Source organism: Flavobacterium sp. HJ-32-4 (genome assembly GCF_022532105.1).
GTDB lineage: Bacteria > Bacteroidota > Bacteroidia > Flavobacteriales > Flavobacteriaceae > Flavobacterium.
Map to the genome: position 1 here is coordinate 2,027,106 of NZ_CP092832.1, position 17,791 is coordinate 2,044,896.

Here is a 17,791-nt window from a genome sequence, read left to right on the forward strand (position 1 = left end):
TTTTTAGTTATCAGGCCTTTTTCTTCATCGATTAAGGCCTGTTTTTTGAAACTTTGCAGACGCCGACGTATCTTCCGCCACTAAGCAGGGCGATAAGCCGAGGCGTAGTTTATATACAACCCAAATACCATCTGATGAAGCACACATTGATTTTGGCGCTCGCCGTTTTTTCCCTGGCGGGCCACGCGCAAAAGAAAACCGTTAAACAAACACCCCTCAAGCCAAAAGCCGAGTTCGTCTCCGAGTTGATGTCAAAAATGACACTTGAAGAAAAACTGGGTCAGTTGAACCTGCCGACCTCAGGCGACATTACCACCGGTCAGTCGGGCAGTTGGGATATTGCATCCAAAATTCAGGAGGGTAAAGTCGGAGGATTGTTTAACATCAAATCCGTAGCCAAAATCCGGGAAGTACAGAAGCTCGCCGTCGAAAAAAGCCGTCTCAAGATTCCCCTTATTTTTGGGATGGATGTCATCCATGGCTATGAAACGGTGTTCCCGATTCCGCTCGGACTCGCCTCAAGCTGGGATATGGCCGCCATTGAACAAAGTGCCCGTGTGGCCGCACAGGAAGCCACCGCCGATGGTATCAACTGGACGTTTTCCCCTATGGTTGACATCAGCCGTGACGCCCGGTGGGGCCGCGGTGCCGAAGGTTCCGGAGAAGATCCCTTCCTCGGAAGCCGGATTGCCGAGGCGATGGTGCGCGGTTACCAAGGCGATGACCTTTCCCGAAACAATACCATGCTGTCGTGTGTCAAACACTTCGCACTATATGGTGGCGCCGAGTCGGGTCGTGATTACAATACCGTCGACATGAGCCGCATCCGGATGTACAACGACTACCTTCCACCGTACAAAGCCGCAATAGATGCAGGTGCAGGTTCTGTTATGGCATCCTTCAATGAAATCGATGGCGTTCCCGCCACCGGAAACAAGTGGTTGCTCACCGACCTTCTCCGTAAACAATGGGGATTTAAAGGGTTTGTCGTAACCGACTATACCGGAATCAATGAAATGATCGACCACGGCATGGGTAATTTGCAGGATGTATCCGCACTCGCCCTTAACGCCGGTGTCGATATGGATATGGTAGGGGAAGGCTTCCTTACCACACTCAAAAAATCACTCGTTGAAGGACGCGTGTCAATCGAACAAATTGACAAGGCCGTGCGCCTCATCCTCGAGGCGAAGTACGACTTAGGTCTTTTCCAGGATCCGTACCGTTATTGTGACCTGAATCGCGCCAAAACGGAGGTGTTCAGCCAGACACACCGCGACATCGCCCGCAAAATTGCCGCCCAATCGATGGTACTGCTGAAAAACCAGGGGCAACTCCTGCCGTTGAAAAAATCAGGCACGATCGCCGTCATTGGACCACTTGCGGATAACAAAGAGAATATGGGTGGCACCTGGAGTGTAGCGGCCCGTATGGAAAACGCAACCTCACTTGTAGCCGGTCTGCGTGCCGTAGCCGGTCCGAACGCGAAAATTGTAACGGCTAAAGGCAGTAACCTCGACTACGACGCGAATTTCGAGACGAATGCCACCATGTTTGGCAAAACCTTTCACCGCGATAACCGCACCGACAAGCAACTCCTCGACGAAGCCCTTGCGGTCGCCAAAACAGCGGATGTAATCGTAGCCGCACTGGGGGAATCGGCGGAAATGTCAGGTGAGAGCAGCAGCCGCACCCAACTCGAGATCCCGCAGGCGCAACAGGACTTACTGAACGCCTTACTCGCCACCGGAAAACCGGTTGTGTTGGTGCTGTTCACAGGTCGTGCGCTCGTACTGACAGAAGAAGACAAATCCGTTCCGGCCATCCTGAATGTGTGGTTTGCCGGTTCCGAAGCAGGCTTTGCCATTGGCGACGTCCTTTTCGGCAATGTGAACCCATCCGGTAAGCTGCCGGTCACGTTCCCGCGCAGTGTAGGCCAAGTGCCGATTTACTATGCTGCCAAGAATACCGGCCGTCCGCTGGGCAATAAAGAAGGCAAATTCGAGAAGTTCCGTTCCAACTATATTGACGAGCGCAACGAACCACTCTATCCTTTTGGTTATGGCCTGAGCTATTCCCGCTTCCAATATGATAACATCCGGATTTCATCAGGTAAGATGAAAGAAGGAGAGACGCTGACCGTGTCGGTCGATGTCACGAATACCGGAGCGTATGACGGGGCCGAGGTCGTCCAGTTGTATATCCGCGACCTGGTGGGCTCGGTAACACGCCCGGTGCGCGAACTGAAAGACTTCCAGAAGGTAATGTTCCGTAAAGGCGAAAAGAAAACCGTCACGTTCACGATTGACGCCAACGACCTTAAATTCTATAACAGCGACTTGCAGTGGGTGGCCGAGCCGGGCATGTTCAAGGTATTCCTGGGCGGCGATTCAAACGCCCGTCTGGAAGCCGATTTCGAATTGGTAAAATAGCAATATGAAACGAACGAACCTGCTACTTTCGATCACGCTGGCTACGTTGGCAATCCCTGCTGTCGTTCACGGCCAACAGAGAACGCCCCTGAAGCCCAAAGCGGTTTTCGTGGCCGAACTGATGGCAAAAATGACCGTCGAGGAGAAAATCTACCAAATGGTACAGTTCTCTTCTGATGGAACGGTGACCGGACCCAAGTCGGGTGAAAACTACATTACCCTCATCGAACAGGGTAAGGTCGGGTCGGTACTCAACGCCTACGGGGCTGTCGATACGCGGAAGATCCAGGAAATCAACATGAAGGCGTCACGCCTGAAAATCCCTTTGTTATTTGGTTTCGATGTGATCCACGGATACCAGACCATTTTCCCCATCAACCTCGGGATGGCGTCTTCCTTTAACCCAAATGCCGTCGAAAAAGCGGCACGTGTAGCCGCCAGTGAAGCGGCAGCAGCGGGTGTGCACTGGACCTTTGCGCCAATGGTCGACATTGCCCGCGATGCCCGCTGGGGACGGGTGTCAGAAGGATCCGGAGAGGATGTGTATCTCGGAAAGCTTCTCGCCGCCGCCAATGTCCGAGGGTTCCAGGGAACCGATCTCGCCGCCACCAACACGATATTGGCCTGCGCGAAGCACTTTGCCGCGTATGGCGCTGCTGAGTCGGGTCGTGACTACAATACCGTCGATATGTCCGAACGCGTACTCCGCGATGTCTACCTGCCTCCGTTCAAAGCGGCTGTAGACGCAGGGGCACGAACGTTCATGGCGTCATTCAACGAAATATCCGGCGTGCCCTCCACCGCCAATCGTCACCTTTTACGCGACATACTGAAGGACGAGTGGAAATTTTCCGGGATGGTCGTGTCCGACTACACCGGCGTCAATGAAATGATTGCCCACGGATTTGCCCGCGATGAGAAAGACGCGGCCATAAAGGCTATTAACGCCGGACTCGACATGGACATGGTAGGTGCCAGTTTCATGAACACACTGAAACAATCCTATGACGAAGGACGCGTGTCGATACAGACCATCGACGATGCCTGTCGCCGAATTTTGGAAGTCAAGTACGACCTCGGCCTTTTTGAAGATCCGTATCGCTATTCGGATGTGAAACGGGAGAAAGAAACCATCGGCAAACCGGAGTTCCTGCAGGCCGCGCTCGACGTAGCCAAACAATCGATGGTGTTGTTGAAAAACGAAGGTGGTATACTTCCCCTGAAGAAAACGCAACGTATTGCTTTTGTAGGTCCACTGGTGTCAGACGAATTCCACATAATCGGTTCCTGGGCCGCACATGGGGATCGCGACGGACAGGCGGTAAGTGTAGCAGAAGGCGTCCGCAACTTCCTCGGGACAACATCAAATGTTACCTTTTCAAAAGGAGTTGATATCGAAAGCGATGTCCGTACGGACATGAAGGAGGCACTTCGCGCCGCCGCCAACGCGGATGTAATCGTAGCCGTCATGGGCGAACGCGAGAACATGAGCGGAGAGGCGGCATCCCGAACAAATCTCGACCTGCCCGGCATACAAAAAGAGTTTCTCGCCGAGTTGAAAAAGCTCGGAAAGCCGATTGTGTTAGTCCTTCTCAACGGACGACCGCTTACCCTCACATGGGAAGCCGCCAATATAGACGCCATCCTTGAATGCTGGTGGCCCGGAACCCGGGGCGGTGATGCCATTGCGCAGACACTGTTTGGGGCGAACAACCCAAGTGGTAAGCTACCGATTTCCTTTCCTAAAGCGGTCGGACAACTTCCGCTTTACTACAACCACAAAAGCACCGGCCGTCCGTATCTGGGGCCAACCGATCCCGAACAACGCTTCAAGTCGCGTTACCTTGATGTCGATAATGCCGCCCTGTTCCCATTCGGGTTCGGGTTAAGCTACACCACCTTCGCCTATGATGCCATGCGGGTTTCGACCCCGAAAGTACCGTTTGATGGCACCGTTACGATTTCAGCGGAAGTACGCAATACGGGCGCTGTAGAGGGCACGGAAGTTGTACAGTTATACGTAAAAGATGTTACTGGATCCGTTACACGTCCGGTGCGCGAGTTAAAAGGCATCCAGCGGGTATCCCTGGCGCCGGGTGAACGGAAGACTGTTTCGTTTACGCTTTCGAAAGAAGACCTGGCATTCTGGACATTAGACATGACCTATGCCGCGGAACCAGGACTTTTTGAGGTCTTCATCGGAGGAAGTTCCGAGGCTTCGTTGTCAGGTTCTTTCGAATTACTTGCAAAATAAGCGCGTTAGTTTTACTTTTCATGTTTTGTTTGGATACCTCCGTTCATGCGGAGGTATCTTTTGTTAAAAAAGTCGACTATGAAACAATATGCCTTTTTCTTCGCGATGCTCGTAGCGGGCTCGCTGTATGCCCAAAAATTGACGTCGCCATCAGGTGCGATCACACTCGATTTCCATCTCAACGCAGAAGGGGCGCCGCTCTATTCCGTAACCTTTAAAGGCCGGGCGGTGGTCAACGACAGCCATTTGGGCATCCGCCTGAAGGAGGGAGGCGATCCGGTTTCAGGGTTCAAAGGAGGCGACCTCACCAAAGGCTTCCGTATCGAATCGACCAACACGTCTGAGTTTGATGAAAGCTGGAAACCCGTACTGGGCGAACAGGCATCCATCCGTGACCACCACAAGGAACTGCGGGTGGCGTTGGTGCAGCAGGCCGACCTCCATCTGGTGATTGTGTTCCGCGTGTTTGATGACGGGGTGGCCTTCCGCTACGAATTTCCGAAGCAGGCCAACCTGAACCATTTCATCACGGCCGGCGAAGCTACTGAGTTCAACCTGGCCGACAATCCGAAAACCTTCTGGATTCCCGGCGACTTCGACAGCCAGGAATATGTCTACAACGAAACCCTTCTTTCCGAAGTCGATAACGACAAACTCAACCTAAACAACGGAATCGGACTGAAATCGATTGCCGGACGCTATGTCGTACAGGCACCTTTGATGATGAAAACAAAGGAGGCGCTCTATCTGAATATCTTCGAGGCCGCCTGCATCAATTACCCGGTCATGCACCTGCGGGTCGATCCGGCACGGCATGCGCTTTCAACGCAATTTGCACCGAGTGCGGCCGGTGATGCCGCTTACCTGATTGCACCGGCGGTCACACCGTGGCGCACAATTATGGTGTCGGACGACGCACGTGATATCGTCGGGTCGAAGATGGTGCTGAACCTGAACGAACCGTCCAAAATTGACGATACTTCCTGGATCAAACCAATGAAGTTCGTGGGCGTATGGTGGGAAATGCACGTGGGCAAGTCGACGTGGGATTATGCAGGTTCTCAAAACGCACAGAATGCCTCGTCACAGGCGCCGATCCCAACCGGACGTCATGGTGCCACCACCGCAAATACAAAGCGCTATATCGACTTTGCGGCTAAGTACGGATTTGATGGCGTATTGGTAGAAGGCTGGGATATCGGCTGGGAAGACTGGTTCGGCAACTGGAAGGAAGAGGTGTTCGACTTCGTAACACCGTATCCCGATTTCGACATCAAGGAAGTCAGTGCCTATGCCAAAGCAAAAGGCGTCAAGATGATCATGCACCATGAAACGTCGGGTTCCGTCGCCAATTACGAGCGCCGTTTTGACAGGGCGTATGCGCTGATGAAGGAATATGGTTATCCGGCAGTAAAAACCGGTTATGTCGGAAGGATCATCCCACGGGGTGAATTCCACGACGGGCAGGCGATGGTCAACCACTTTGCCTGGGTAGCCCAGCGTGCCGCAGAATACAAGGTGTTGGTCGATTCACACGAGTCTGTACGTCCGACGGGACTTCAGCGTACCTGGCCGAATTATATCGCGGCAGAAGCGGCGCGGGGCAATGAGTTCAATGCCTGGTCGGTAGGCAATCCGCCGATGCATGAAACCCTCCTGCCATTTACGCGGTTATTAGGAGGTCCGATGGATTATACACCGGGCATCTTTGAAATCAAGATGAGTGTGTACGACCCTAAAAAGACCGAAGCCGTTCACACCACACTGGCGAAGCAATTGGCACTATATGTCACCATGTACTCGCCCCTACAGATGGCGGCTGATTTACCCGAGAACTACGAACGCTACCCGGACGCTTTCCGCTTTATCCGTGAGGTCGCCCTCGATTGGGACGAAACCCGCTGGTTGGAGGCGGAGCCCGGCGATTACCTGACCGTAGTCCGGAAGGAAAAAGGAGGCGAGCGTTGGTTCCTTGGTGCCATCACCGATGAGAACGCCCGTAAGGCGAACGTTACACTCGACTTCCTACCAAAAGGGAAGAAGTACCGCGCCACGATTTACGAAGATGCGCCTGACGCCCACTGGGACCGCAATCCGAAGGCTTATCGCATCCGCACCGTCGAAGTAACGGCCAAATCGAAGCTGAACCTGGTATTGGCATCCGGTGGCGGTTGCGCCATCAGTTTTGATCCGCTTTAGTCGGCATCAGGGTTTGGACGGTTCACTGTATCTGACGAAATCAATGCCAATCCCGTTGGGGTCGGTCACCGCAAAATGGCGGTCGCCCCAGGGTTCGTCGCGCAACTCAATGGCAATGGGCAGTTTTTTGGAAATGAGTTCCGCATACAGCGCATCTACATCGGGCACTTCAATCGTCAGGTAAACACCTTGTCCGGTAAAAGGCCGTTGAAAAAGAGGTTGCTGGCTCGGGTGGTTCGGTAGCAGGAAGCTAATTTCTGCCTCGTGTTGCGGCGTGTGGAGCAACAGGTAAAACTCGTTTTCAAAAGTGACACCGAAGCCCAGGTAGTGGGTGTAAAACTGTTTGGTTTCGGCCAGTCGTTCGGTGATGATACCAGCGTTTAGTTTCATGGGATGTTTTTTTTCGATGGTTGATTCGGTTTGTGACCACGCAGGGTGCAGGCAAATCAGTCCCGTGATCAGGTAAAGCATTTTCATCTTGTGTGTGCATTGACACCCCCAAAAATACGTCGTGGGCCGGGCACGGGTCTTGTAAAAATCGGACAAGCTGTTCAGCGCACGGCGGAGGGTGTGCGTCCGTAAAAACGTTTGAACTCCCGTGTAAAATGGGCCTGGTCGTAATACCCGTAGTCAAAGAAATGGGGAGTAGTCGCAGATGCCTTCTGCATGGACGCTTCCCTAATGTAACGTTGGAAACGCACGACATTGGCGAACGTCTTGGCACCGGCGCCGATGTGCGTGTCAAACAGGCGACGCAGTTGTCGTGGACTCACGCCTGTTTCAATCTCCGTCTCGATCCGGAGTCCGGGTGTACGCACGATTTTCTCTAGTGCATTATAAAGGCGGTTATCGGGATTCCACGACAGGCCGCTATACAGCGTACCAAAATGCGCATCTAACAGCCGCTTAACCTCGGCAAAGTCGCTTCCCGGATGTATGCGGTCGCGTAGGAAGGCAGCTGTAGAAGGGGCGACGTCAGCCAAAGCCTCGACGCGTCCGGTGAGTGAAGAGGCGGGAAGACGGAAAAAAAGCGGAAACATCGTGGGTAGGAACCGTATGCCTACATAGCGAAACGGTGTTTCCAATGGATAGGCGGTATAGGTGTCGCAAAAGCCCATGACAAACGCCTCTTCCGGATGGTCGAGGTCGAAAAACAGGTCGATACACCCGTCGGCGATGGCGTGATAGGTCACATGTGGGGTAGCATCGGAGGCGCCCAACTGCCAGTAGCACCAAATGGCCGACCGAAGGGCAGGTTCCGGAGCTACTTCCTCATACACCACACCATCGGCTGCATTCCAATCCGGTTGGGTGGGGCGGAAGTGATGCCATATTTTTGCCAGTTTTTCCAAGGTCCAAACATCACGAGTAGCACAAAAATACTACCTAATCCATATTGAACGGAGAGAGGCGCAAAAAATACCGATTGCCGCTGCGGAGATGGTAGATACTATAATACCTCCGTAGTCATCAAGCGATAAACCCGATATCAGTCGAACCAACACGACCGCTATACCAACACCTCCGAGCGTGATCCAATAGCCGGGATCGACGGCACTCCGTGGGGATTCCGTTTTGGGAAGATAGCTAAACCACCGGTAGATGACAATCGCACCCAAAACAGAGCTGCTATGTTGAAGAAGGTTGTAAACCGGGACGAAACGGCCAAAGAGACACAGGTGCTCGGATAAGAAACCAATAGCACCCACAAAGAACCCTGTTTTATGTGTGAAGGCGTCCCAAACGAGGTGCGAGACGGCGCCTAAAAGAACGGACACTATCACCCAAGGCCATTGTCGCCAGGCATACCGATTCCAGTCAAAGTGGGTGAAAGCGACAAGCCGGGTCCTGATTTTTTCGGGTAGCTGTTCGATTAGCGGATTACGCACCGCCGAATGGAATACAAATGCGACTAGAAGCGAAAGCGGAAGATCAAAATAGAAGATACCACAGAAAGTGTGTCCGATATGGCCTAGGGGTTTCATGCGGATAAAATACTCGAAATCGGGTGCCATACTGCCGACTGCCAGGCCTGTTAGCGAAAGCCGACGTCCGGAAAGGGATGGTAACGGCAGAACAAGGGCCGGATGGCAGAATGTGAACGGCATACCGTAGAATTGTTAACAGCGTTCTTCGGAAATCCGTAACGTAAAAAAGTACTTTTTATTGAGGCCGACAGAACACTAACACACGAAACAATTGCCTATTCCACCCGTTGCGCCTGTTTTTTTTTTACAACTAACTGGTAAGCAATACCCACTACCGTCCCGATCTCACCACCCGTGTAGCCATATGAGTGGATTTCGCCTACTATACAAAACCGACGGGGTGTATGACGACCGGTCGTTCCTAAAAATAAAACATGGATGAGAGCCACACGGCGTGCCCCGGTTCGACAAAGGGTTAACGGATCAGTTAATGTTGCTTAGTAAAATAAGAGGATAACAATCAGATAAAACAACGCGCCTCCCGACAGCAGGAATACCTGTCTACGATCGTTTCTTTTAGGGCCTTTGCCATAAAAAATGGAGTAACCTGTAAAACGAGTAAGCAGCAAAAAGACAAGAGGCGCACCAAAAAACAGGATGAGGTCGTTGTCCCAGATGCTGCTTGAGTTTTGGTTTTTAGGATAGGTTTTTTTGTTCATTTGCAGGATGTGTACAATCCGGGTTTCGTCAAAAGCGAAGGTGCTGATAGCAACGAGAGCCTTTTCAGGGACTTCCTTTCTTATTCCTCCCAAAGGGCGTCGTACAAACGCGGACAAATTTGCCTCATACTCTCGGGTTCGCTTTCCGACCAATTGAATTTAATGGACGGATAGTTGCCCTCTTTGGTGGTGAAATTGTCGTCATCTATAAAGTCGTAGAGTTCTTTGCCTGTGGTTTGGCTGAACGCTTCGAGTGCTACATACCAAAACGACTCAAAGTCATAGAATTCAAGGTCTTCGTCCACCTCGTCGATCAGGCTGTCGGGGTTTTCCTTTGCCTTGTAATAGGTTTCTTTTCCCCTTGAAATCACCCAGTTCCGAAAATACTCAAAGCTGTCATCCGAACAACCGCCGTTCATGATATAGCCGGCGCACCACATTTCGCTGGTATAGGTATCGTAAAGCAACTTGTCGGTGCGTAACCGGAACGCGATCATTTGATGGGGCGTCAGCCGACGGAGCGCCGCAATCAGATAGTCTTCCTGTTCGTCTTGTCCGGAGGTCTTTGCAAGCGAGTTGGCAATAATCGACCAATACAGCTCCTCATCGAGCATTTCTGCTGTTTTTTCAAGAGGTAAGCCCTTGTTTGTTGATGCGTTCTTTCCAAATAGTCGATCAAAGAGTCCCATAGTTTTTTTTAAGTTTGGATGCCCCGAAAGGCTAACGTGCTGCGAAAGGTACGGAATCAAATTAAATGTTCGATGCGTGCGACAGTCGCCACAGACCCTTATGGTATCCTCCACTGTCGGTCGTTCAGGAAGGCCCTACATTTGCTGCAGAACGCCTTTTCTTCCTGCAGCGGTATTTTTCCTTCGGCATCCCGCATGATACAACTTCTTTTCGGGCAATGCGGTAAGCCTTCCGTGTGGCCCAGTTCGTGGAGCACAACCTTGTAAAGCTGGTTTTCCTGGTGGTGCTTCCGCAGTCGGAAATCCGAAACCACGCAGGCCGCGCCCGGATGGTAGCCGAGGCCCATCACGCCCCAATCCTTTACGTTGTTTTTGGTGGTACTGATGTCAGTATGCGCAAGTCCGATGACCACCGACCCGTCTTTCGCCCGTCCTGCCAGGCACCGGATGATCGAATCGGCGCGGTAGCGGTTGCGCGGGGCATAAAAGGAGCGGGGAGGAAGGGGAATGGCGGCGTTTAGCACCACCTTAGGGTGTACTTTCCGTATTGCAACAACGATATCCTCTGCCACTGAGGCCTCGAAATTGCCGAGTGGCTGCACAACAACGGTACGCGCTGTATGGCCCGAAGACGTATTTCCATCCTTTTGGCAGGACACGAGGGCGACGAGGGTAAGCAATAAGAAAAGATGTTTCATGGTTGAGGTAGGTGCGGATATAAACGATCTCATTGCATATTTCGGGTTAAGGTTTCAAGGTCGAACCCCTCCATATACGCAATCTTCCATTTCGAGTCTTCCTTAACGACCCTGAACGTATATCTAGCCTGTTTCCACTCAGGCGAGGTATTCGCCCCGGTATCACCCCATTTCCAAACAAGTTCTGCCTTTTCATCGGTTAGACGAACGATTTCTACCGCTATTGCATCCCAAGGATTGTCGTAAGGTATATCCTGGCAGTTGCACCACGGATCGGCACCTGAGCCGAAAGGCGGCAACTCACCCACCGGCCATACGATTTCATTACGCCGCAGTTTCCGGTCGAGTATTAGGAAGATCCGATGGTAATTATCGAGAAAGGCTTTCGAAAACAGGTTTGTTGCTTTCATTTCCGCGAGTTCCCGTTTGACCACCGTCTGATTGAAACCGATATAGAGGCTGTCATTACCGTCGGTGATCATCTCATTATCCGACGGATCTTTGGCTTCGTGCCATTTGTACACCTGTCGTATCAGCTCTCGGATCTGCGCTTTGTTATCGATTGCATCTACTGCGTCCGTCCCTTTAATATCATGCGCTTTCGTATCGTTCCGGTTGCAGCCGGTCGTTAGGATTACCAGAAATAGTACTAATATTCGATACATTGCCATTCGTGACTAAACTGAAAAATAGGGTTCCCAGACGTTCATAACACACGATTTACCTCTCCTGAGCCAAACATCCGGTTTATTTTTACTCTGCCAACTCTCGCCTCAACAACGCAAAAAACGCCACCGGTTGTTCCGCCCACGGAAAATGTCCGCTTCGTTCGATGTAGAAAATCTTTGAATTCCGAAGTCGGAGGTTCATGATTTCCTGTTGCCCGTCGTTGAGGAAGTCCTGGCGTCCCTGAATAATACGGATAGGGTTTTCGAGTCGGTAGGCCTTCTCCGAAATGTCCCAGGTCATAAAATTAGGATTCTCCCAATAGGCATTGAAGAAAAGCGTATTGAAATTACGTGGTTTTTCTTCCGCCGGCACCGCATCGAGGAACGGGTCGACTTTTTTCCGATCAAAGAAATACGACCGAAGGAGTAGGCGTTCTAACTTGAACTCTTTCTCAACCGGATTCATTGCGGTATCGGCATCAAGTGCGCCCAGTTGTTGCATGTCGGAGTCGGTAAGCCGCGCCATGGCATTGTCATTGGCGTACTGCTGGAAGGCGTTATTGGTACCAATGCTCGACACTTGGATGATTTTCCCGACGCGTTGCGGGTAGTGGATGGCGTAGTATAAGCCAAAATGCGTCCCGTAACTATGGCCGATGACATCCCATGTGGGGATGTTGAGTTTTTTCCGAACCGCTTCGATGTCGGCGACCACTTTTTCCGGACTCACCCAGGTCGTGTCGGGTTTACGACCCTGTGACTTGCCCGTGCCTTCATAGTCGATCAGGATGCACTTGTATCCCTTCAGTGAATCGGCAATAGCCCGCATATAGTAGCTGGAAAATCCGGGGCCGCCCTGCAACAGCACCACCGGACGCCCTTCTCCTTTGGTATAGAAGTGCAGGTCGCCTTCTTTTAGTTTTACAATGTCTTCCCGATACTGGGCACCGGCGGAAAGGGAGAGGAGGAACGTAAGGAAGAAAAGTATTTTTTGGGTCATGTTGGGTGTTTTTTTAATCCGGATAGTGACAGACAGCTTCTGAACATATACCCCGAAATTATGGAGCCATCCAAAAGGTGGAAAGATACAAAAATCATGATGCCCCGCTGCGCCGACCTCTTTCCTGAATACAAACATACGGACTGACTAACGGCATGCCTTTAACCCTTAATAAAACGGTCTTTCAGCACCAGAAAATGATAGACTTCCTTTGAAGAATCAGACTTTACAATAGTAATGGCAATCGTGTCATGTACAGTCCGACGGTGGAAATAGGCGTCGCCCATCCGCAGTGGATAGGATGTAAGCGAATCTCCACAAACGGAATAATACGCCGTCATCTCTTTCGGTCCGTCCTTTATTTTGTTGGAACGGATGTAAACTGTATCGTCTTTTTCAACTCCCCATACCCGGAAATGCTTCGTATGGGGCTGACAATTGACCCACATTTTTATCTCGGAATCCGGATTCTCAACACAAACGGTCTGATGGCTGTGAGGCGCTCCCAACGGCATTAAAAAGCACGCGTTCATGAGGAAACAGGCTAGGAATAAAACGATATATTTTGTCATCGTCATGGCATGAATTAAAAATACCTACAACCTGCTGGCCGCCTCGGGGAAGATACAAAAAAGAATACATCAGCGCCTTGACGACTTCTATGAATTCCACTCAGAGGCACTACACAGCCGTTTCCCACGGAAAGGACTTGAGATTACAAATGTATACTGGTTTTGCCCGTAAAACGAAACGGAACAATGGCCTGTAACGCTATTGCAAATCAATTAACACAAAAGACCCTTTTCCTCCTTTTTCAAGGCTTTATCACTCCCACGAAACTTCCTCTATCTCCTCTTCAATCCGTTTCCGGACATCGATCTTGGCCCCGGTGAATACAAATACCGACGTACCGAACTCCCGCGCATAGGGGTTGGTAATGGAATCTGCCAGAACCGCATGTTCGAAAAACGGCCCCGTTTCCTGCAGTTCGGTAGCGGTATTGCCCGCGTCTTTCACCCGTATCACGTTGTCGTATCTTTTAGACAAGTCAAACCAATTGATGTAATCGGCATTAAAGGAAACAGCCTGCACGTTTTTCTGGGTATAGTAATTTATCGCGCCCGCCTGTCCGTAGTTATCGCACAAGATCAACGTGTGGCCGTGCAGTTTGGAATACGCGCGGTCGACTTTCTGTGCCAGTTCGTTCCAGCCGAGCATATCGGCGAAATCCTGGGGTAGGGCATGGTCTTTTCCGTCCTCCCACCGGAGCATCCCCAGTCGTTTGTACGCCTCAGGGTGCTGCACGATGTGCTGGGGAGATCGATTGGGAAAAGCCACGTTGTAAAGGGGGAGAAACAACAATACGGGTAGCAGCAGGAGAAGTGGTTGCAGGTACTTTTTCTTCCAGCCATCCCGTAAAACGTGCCCAAGGTATACCGCACCAAAGGCGATGTAAATAGGGTAAACGCCTATGGCATAATAATCTTTCGCCTTACAATACACGAAGGCCGCCAACGTGAACACGATCGCGAAAAGAAAAGGGCGATACGGACGGTAGGGCGGATAGAACAGCAGCGCATAGAACGAAGCGAATAGCACCACCAAACCACCGGCGAAAAATAGCAATTGGTTTTTAAGGAAGTCAATTCGGTTTACGTGTTCCAATTGCGTTTCCGACAGTTCCCGCAAGTGATGGATGACGGGAAAACCATGGTGATACTGCCACATCAGGTTGGGCGACACTAGAAGCAAGGCAACCCCCATCGCGGCATACACGTGATAGGTCCGGAACAGTCGCCGGTGCTCGGTCAGCAACAGGGCAGGGAAGAGGCCTATCAGCAAGAAGACAATGTTGTATTTATTCAGGAAGCCCAACGCAAACATGAACGCCGCGGCAAACCACCATTTCCGGTTTTGGGTGGCGATGTATTGTATCAGGATGAAGTAGAGCGCCGTCCAGCTTAATACATCGAAGGAGTTGGGCTGGTAAAGCATATTCAGTCGCAAAAGCGCCGAAAGCAACACACAGCTGGCACCCAGTACCTGCGCAAAAAGTGTCCCCTTGAGCACCTCTATTGCCTTCCAGACAATCCATAAGGTCAGGGCACCGTACAAAGCGGGGAAGAACTTAATCCAAAAAACGGAATTCCCGAGCAGAAGGATCACATACGACGTCCACGACGTAAAAGGAGGTACGGAAAGATAGCCCCAGTCCAGATGGCGCCCCTGGTCAAGATGCAGGAATTCATCGCGGTGCAACTCGTAGGCGCTGTCGACTAGGAAATACTGCAGCGCAAATTTGAGGCTGATAAAGGCAAGGAGTATAGCCGTTCTTTTTGTCATAGAAGTTGCACGTAAATATAAGACCCTTAAATGGGTGGCAACGCTCATAGCGCTTCTACCCAACCATCGTATAGGCGAAAGCGAAGGTAGGAAAAAGAGTTCCTTCCGGACAGGTTAGAGGTCAGGAAATAACGCCATTCAGGTACTTCCATGCTATCGATTGGAGCCCGTGTACTTTTATTCCATCGTTATTCCCTACACTACTCAAAGGAGCCGCCACAGAGGGTGAAACGTCCGAATTTTGAAACTTACCAGATGATGTTCACGATGGTCCAGCTCTCAGAATCGTATTCACGCCAGTAAACGACACTATTCAGAATGTCTTTTACGATCTGGACCTGCGTATAAATGGGACTACCGGTCGCACTTGCTCCTAAATCAACTCCCTTGATCAGACTGGCAGAGTCTAGAATACGTTTCACCAAATAAATGGCATCATTAGTACCGTTTACATACGGGAGCGAATACTCCAGCATGGTCGTAACCCGGGTGTAGCGGGAAGGCGACATCCAGTCTCCGGGCAAACCCAACATTCCCTGACCATGAAACTGATCTCCGCTATCAGGAAGGACCGCGCCTGAAAACCAGTTTTTTATATTGGCATAGTTGTTTTGATTTTCGAGCTGGTAGTTCAAATTCGGATTATTGGTTAAGACAAAACTTTCATTGAAATAGCAAACTGCCATTTCGTCTTCAAATTCCACCACCAAACTATTCCCACTGGCGTCAAACACGATATAATGGTATTTCCATTGACTTTGCACATTTATGGAGGTCAGGAGGTCGGCCGCTCCCCATACATCACTTGCCTGGGATAACACATAATTGACAATATCGTCACTGGAAATCGTGGGGCCGGGGTTATTTTGCGGATACGTCGCGTTGGCCAGATTTCCGCTTATGGATAGGCCCGCCGAATTAACGCCTTCAAACGGAACATTGTACCCGTCAACCGAGTCGATTGTGAAAATACCGTATTGCGAGACCCAACTGACCCCATTGTTTAAAACGGAAGAGAATGTGGTGCCACTTTGAGACTGGCTGGTCAAAAATTGAGTGGGTTGATCATAGTCTAATGATCGGCCCGTTATTCCAAAATTACCTGTTTGGAATGCGAGGAAGGATGTACACATAATGTTTTGTTTTATTTTCCTACTCGTTTGGCTTTTCGGTATCGCCCCGTTTTTGATGGTCGCTGGCCTCCATTTTAGGTTTACATGCTATACGTTGGCAACGAATGCTACAGGCTTTACACCCATAGTCGTCGGCGCGGATGTTCGAAAGGCAGGGGCCTTATACGTGTGTATAACGTTTTAGGCTTTGTTCTATGGTTTATTCGGCAATTCGGTGAGAAAGGAAATGGAGTACGCTCCGTCTATGTGAAAACGAATTTAAGAAAAATATCCATTCAATTAACAATTAATCAGTCTATTGCGAGTCACCTCTCCGGGCACCCACGCTCATTTCCGGCTGACAGGCATAACCCGTTCCATGTCCGGATAAAAAAGAGGGATGGTATATTACCAGCAACTAACAAATAGCGACTAGCCGCTCTTGGCGGTCGCCGAAATTGTTGGCCGGAAGTTTTCGGTAGAATGAACCTGAAAAGGCAAGAACGCACCGCACCATCTCGTGGAGTACCTAATTAACTGTGTGCCGGTAAACACAAAAAAACATAGCGTGATGGTGCCATCCGACGACGGCTAACCGCTATTGAAGGTGTTACGCAAAAAAAAGTCGGTCAGGAAAACCTAACCGACACTATTTGTATCATCCCATATTATGACTAAATAGGGAGCGACTTTACATCACTTAACGTTCTTCTTGCCAATTCTACTTTATCAGAAAACAGTTCTTTTCCTTTCAAATTATCGGCAACAGCAGCAATTCGTTTTTTAGTTGATGCGGAAGCCGCAATAACCTTCGAAACGGTTGAAGTTGATTTATTTGTTTTCATAACTGCTTTATTATTAAAGTCTAAGATAGCAATAAATACTTTAATTGTGTGCAAAAGTATACTATTTTTTCTTATACACCAAGATGTCGTCGTAATCCTGATCCGGAACATATTGCACAAATGTATTTTCCTGATTTTTAATTCGTCCAAAGAAAATATACTCTTGACAAAGGTCTTTAAAATTTTTATCTACGTAATACCTGTAGGTTTTAATTCTTCGCTGAAAATTTCGGCAATGTGTGGAGCACTTTTTTTTACAGGATGGTAAACATTCGTTTATGAAATCATCGTGACTGTCACTACCGCTGACAATGATAACCGCATCGGGATTGATTTGAAAAAATAACGGCACTGTACTCAAAACGGTATTGAACACAACATATATGTCTCCATTGTTGCTGTTAACGTCGTCTACGATAGTTTTATTTTCTTCATCATAATCTCCAAAGCCCAAATTATAAACCGTTCGACCACCCATTGTAGTTACCGGAGAGTATTCGATTGCCTTCACTATCGTTTTTTTTCCTTCACTTGCAAATAAGTACTGAATTTTAATCTCTTCTTCTGTTTGCTGGGTGCTGTATACCGAAAGATCTCTCAAAAATCAGGTGTTTATATAAAAAGCGAATGTAATCAAACGATTGTTGAAATTCTTATCTAACAGTTAGGGATTATCCGCAAAGTTATTCACAATACTACCGACCGATGTTTCGCGGATTGCGTTCTTTCGTTGGAACAGGAAGGCCACTAGCTACTGTCACCATGACACACCAATGCCAAGCTTCTATACTCGTGGAAACGCCGTTAGGAACAGGCCAGACGCTTTGTATTATTGATTATGGGATGCATCAAAACAGTTGATGGGTGGTACCTCCCAAAGGACGGCGTTATCAAACATTTCGAT

16 protein-coding genes are annotated in these 17,791 nt (G+C 50.0%); 3 read left to right on the top strand and 13 right to left on the bottom strand.

What is annotated here, in order from left to right:
- Nucleotides 1–134: 134 nt before the first annotated feature.
- The 3 genes from bglX (MKO97_RS08390) (at nucleotide 135) to MKO97_RS08400 (ending at nucleotide 6,885) form a co-directional block, all read left to right on the top strand.
- Nucleotides 135–2,432 carry a beta-glucosidase BglX gene (gene bglX / locus MKO97_RS08390; protein WP_241102764.1) on the top strand — a complete coding sequence of 766 codons (2,298 nt, stop codon included), beginning with the start codon at nucleotides 135–137 and terminating at the stop codon, nucleotides 2,430–2,432.
- 4 nt (nucleotides 2,433–2,436) lie between these two features.
- Nucleotides 2,437–4,686 carry a beta-glucosidase BglX gene (bglX, locus tag MKO97_RS08395; protein ID WP_241102765.1) on the top strand — a complete coding sequence of 750 codons (2,250 nt, stop codon included), beginning with the start codon at nucleotides 2,437–2,439 and terminating at the stop codon, nucleotides 4,684–4,686.
- A 78-nt stretch (nucleotides 4,687–4,764) separates the two neighbouring features.
- Nucleotides 4,765–6,885, top strand: a complete 2,121-nt coding sequence (locus MKO97_RS08400) for a glycoside hydrolase family 97 protein (RefSeq protein ID WP_241102766.1) — start codon at nucleotides 4,765–4,767, stop codon at nucleotides 6,883–6,885.
- A gap of 6 nt (nucleotides 6,886–6,891) precedes the next feature.
- Here MKO97_RS08400 and MKO97_RS08405 read toward each other — a convergent pair whose 3' ends face one another.
- The 13 genes from MKO97_RS08405 to MKO97_RS08460 all read right to left on the bottom strand — a co-directional run bounded on the left by MKO97_RS08405 (nucleotide 6,892) and on the right by MKO97_RS08460 (nucleotide 17,488).
- Nucleotides 6,892–7,275, bottom strand: a complete 384-nt coding sequence (locus MKO97_RS08405; protein ID WP_241102767.1) for a VOC family protein — start codon at nucleotides 7,273–7,275, stop codon at nucleotides 6,892–6,894.
- 161 nt (nucleotides 7,276–7,436) lie between these two features.
- Entirely contained in the window at nucleotides 7,437–8,237 is an 801-nt protein-coding gene (locus tag MKO97_RS08410) for a helix-turn-helix domain-containing protein (protein ID WP_241102768.1), read from the bottom strand.
- 30 nt (nucleotides 8,238–8,267) lie between these two features.
- Nucleotides 8,268–8,993, bottom strand: a complete 726-nt coding sequence (locus MKO97_RS15135; protein WP_371820382.1) for a DUF4184 family protein — start codon at nucleotides 8,991–8,993, stop codon at nucleotides 8,268–8,270.
- Nucleotides 8,994–9,310: 317 nt separating this feature from the next.
- On the bottom strand, nucleotides 9,311–9,532 hold the full coding sequence (locus tag MKO97_RS08415) for a hypothetical protein (protein WP_241102769.1): 222 nt from the start codon (nucleotides 9,530–9,532) through the stop codon (nucleotides 9,311–9,313).
- Between the two features lie 80 nt (nucleotides 9,533–9,612).
- On the bottom strand, nucleotides 9,613–10,146 hold the full coding sequence (locus MKO97_RS08420; RefSeq protein WP_241102770.1) for a DUF4240 domain-containing protein: 534 nt from the start codon (nucleotides 10,144–10,146) through the stop codon (nucleotides 9,613–9,615).
- Between the two features lie 173 nt (nucleotides 10,147–10,319).
- On the bottom strand, nucleotides 10,320–10,919 hold the full coding sequence (locus MKO97_RS08425; protein ID WP_241102771.1) for a matrixin family metalloprotease: 600 nt from the start codon (nucleotides 10,917–10,919) through the stop codon (nucleotides 10,320–10,322).
- A 29-nt stretch (nucleotides 10,920–10,948) separates the two neighbouring features.
- Nucleotides 10,949–11,584 carry a hypothetical protein gene (locus MKO97_RS08430; protein WP_241102772.1) on the bottom strand — a complete coding sequence of 212 codons (636 nt, stop codon included), beginning with the start codon at nucleotides 11,582–11,584 and terminating at the stop codon, nucleotides 10,949–10,951.
- An 88-nt stretch (nucleotides 11,585–11,672) separates the two neighbouring features.
- On the bottom strand, nucleotides 11,673–12,587 hold the full coding sequence (locus MKO97_RS08435; protein ID WP_241102773.1) for an alpha/beta fold hydrolase: 915 nt from the start codon (nucleotides 12,585–12,587) through the stop codon (nucleotides 11,673–11,675).
- Between the two features lie 161 nt (nucleotides 12,588–12,748).
- Entirely contained in the window at nucleotides 12,749–13,036 is a 288-nt protein-coding gene (locus tag MKO97_RS08440) for a hypothetical protein (RefSeq protein ID WP_241102774.1), read from the bottom strand.
- 376 nt (nucleotides 13,037–13,412) lie between these two features.
- Nucleotides 13,413–14,930, bottom strand: a complete 1,518-nt coding sequence (locus MKO97_RS08445) for a glycosyltransferase family 39 protein (protein WP_241102775.1) — start codon at nucleotides 14,928–14,930, stop codon at nucleotides 13,413–13,415.
- A gap of 248 nt (nucleotides 14,931–15,178) precedes the next feature.
- Complete coding sequence (locus tag MKO97_RS08450) at nucleotides 15,179–16,063, bottom strand: linear amide C-N hydrolase (RefSeq protein ID WP_241102776.1); 885 nt, start codon at nucleotides 16,061–16,063, stop codon at nucleotides 15,179–15,181.
- A 653-nt stretch (nucleotides 16,064–16,716) separates the two neighbouring features.
- Nucleotides 16,717–16,941 carry a hypothetical protein gene (locus MKO97_RS08455; protein WP_241102777.1) on the bottom strand — a complete coding sequence of 75 codons (225 nt, stop codon included), beginning with the start codon at nucleotides 16,939–16,941 and terminating at the stop codon, nucleotides 16,717–16,719.
- Nucleotides 16,942–16,948: 7 nt separating this feature from the next.
- Nucleotides 16,949–17,488: a hypothetical protein gene (locus tag MKO97_RS08460; RefSeq protein ID WP_241102778.1), complete on the bottom strand. Its 540-nt coding sequence runs from the start codon at nucleotides 17,486–17,488 to the stop codon at nucleotides 16,949–16,951.
- Between the last annotated feature and the right edge of the window lie 303 nt (nucleotides 17,489–17,791).

Bases quoted from the DNA above. Each gene is read 5' to 3' on its own strand.
- bglX (WP_241102764.1), top strand. From the start codon at position 135: ATGAAGCACACATTGATTTTGGCGCTCGCCGTTTTTTCCCTGGCGGGC.
- bglX (WP_241102765.1), top strand. From the start codon at position 2,437: ATGAAACGAACGAACCTGCTACTTTCGATCACGCTGGCTACGTTGGCA.
- MKO97_RS08400 (WP_241102766.1), top strand. From the start codon at position 4,765: ATGAAACAATATGCCTTTTTCTTCGCGATGCTCGTAGCGGGCTCGCTG.
- MKO97_RS08405 (WP_241102767.1), bottom strand. From the start codon at position 7,275: ATGAAACTAAACGCTGGTATCATCACCGAACGACTGGCCGAAACCAAA.
- MKO97_RS15135 (WP_371820382.1), bottom strand. From the start codon at position 8,993: ATGCCGTTCACATTCTGCCATCCGGCCCTTGTTCTGCCGTTACCATCC.
- MKO97_RS08415 (WP_241102769.1), bottom strand. From the start codon at position 9,532: ATGAACAAAAAAACCTATCCTAAAAACCAAAACTCAAGCAGCATCTGG.
- MKO97_RS08420 (WP_241102770.1), bottom strand. From the start codon at position 10,146: ATGCTCGATGAGGAGCTGTATTGGTCGATTATTGCCAACTCGCTTGCA.
- MKO97_RS08425 (WP_241102771.1), bottom strand. From the start codon at position 10,919: ATGAAACATCTTTTCTTATTGCTTACCCTCGTCGCCCTCGTGTCCTGC.
- MKO97_RS08430 (WP_241102772.1), bottom strand. From the start codon at position 11,584: ATGTATCGAATATTAGTACTATTTCTGGTAATCCTAACGACCGGCTGC.
- MKO97_RS08435 (WP_241102773.1), bottom strand. From the start codon at position 12,587: ATGACCCAAAAAATACTTTTCTTCCTTACGTTCCTCCTCTCCCTTTCC.
- MKO97_RS08440 (WP_241102774.1), bottom strand. From the start codon at position 13,036: ATGTGGGTCAATTGTCAGCCCCATACGAAGCATTTCCGGGTATGGGGA.
- MKO97_RS08445 (WP_241102775.1), bottom strand. From the start codon at position 14,930: ATGACAAAAAGAACGGCTATACTCCTTGCCTTTATCAGCCTCAAATTT.
- MKO97_RS08450 (WP_241102776.1), bottom strand. From the start codon at position 16,063: ATGTGTACATCCTTCCTCGCATTCCAAACAGGTAATTTTGGAATAACG.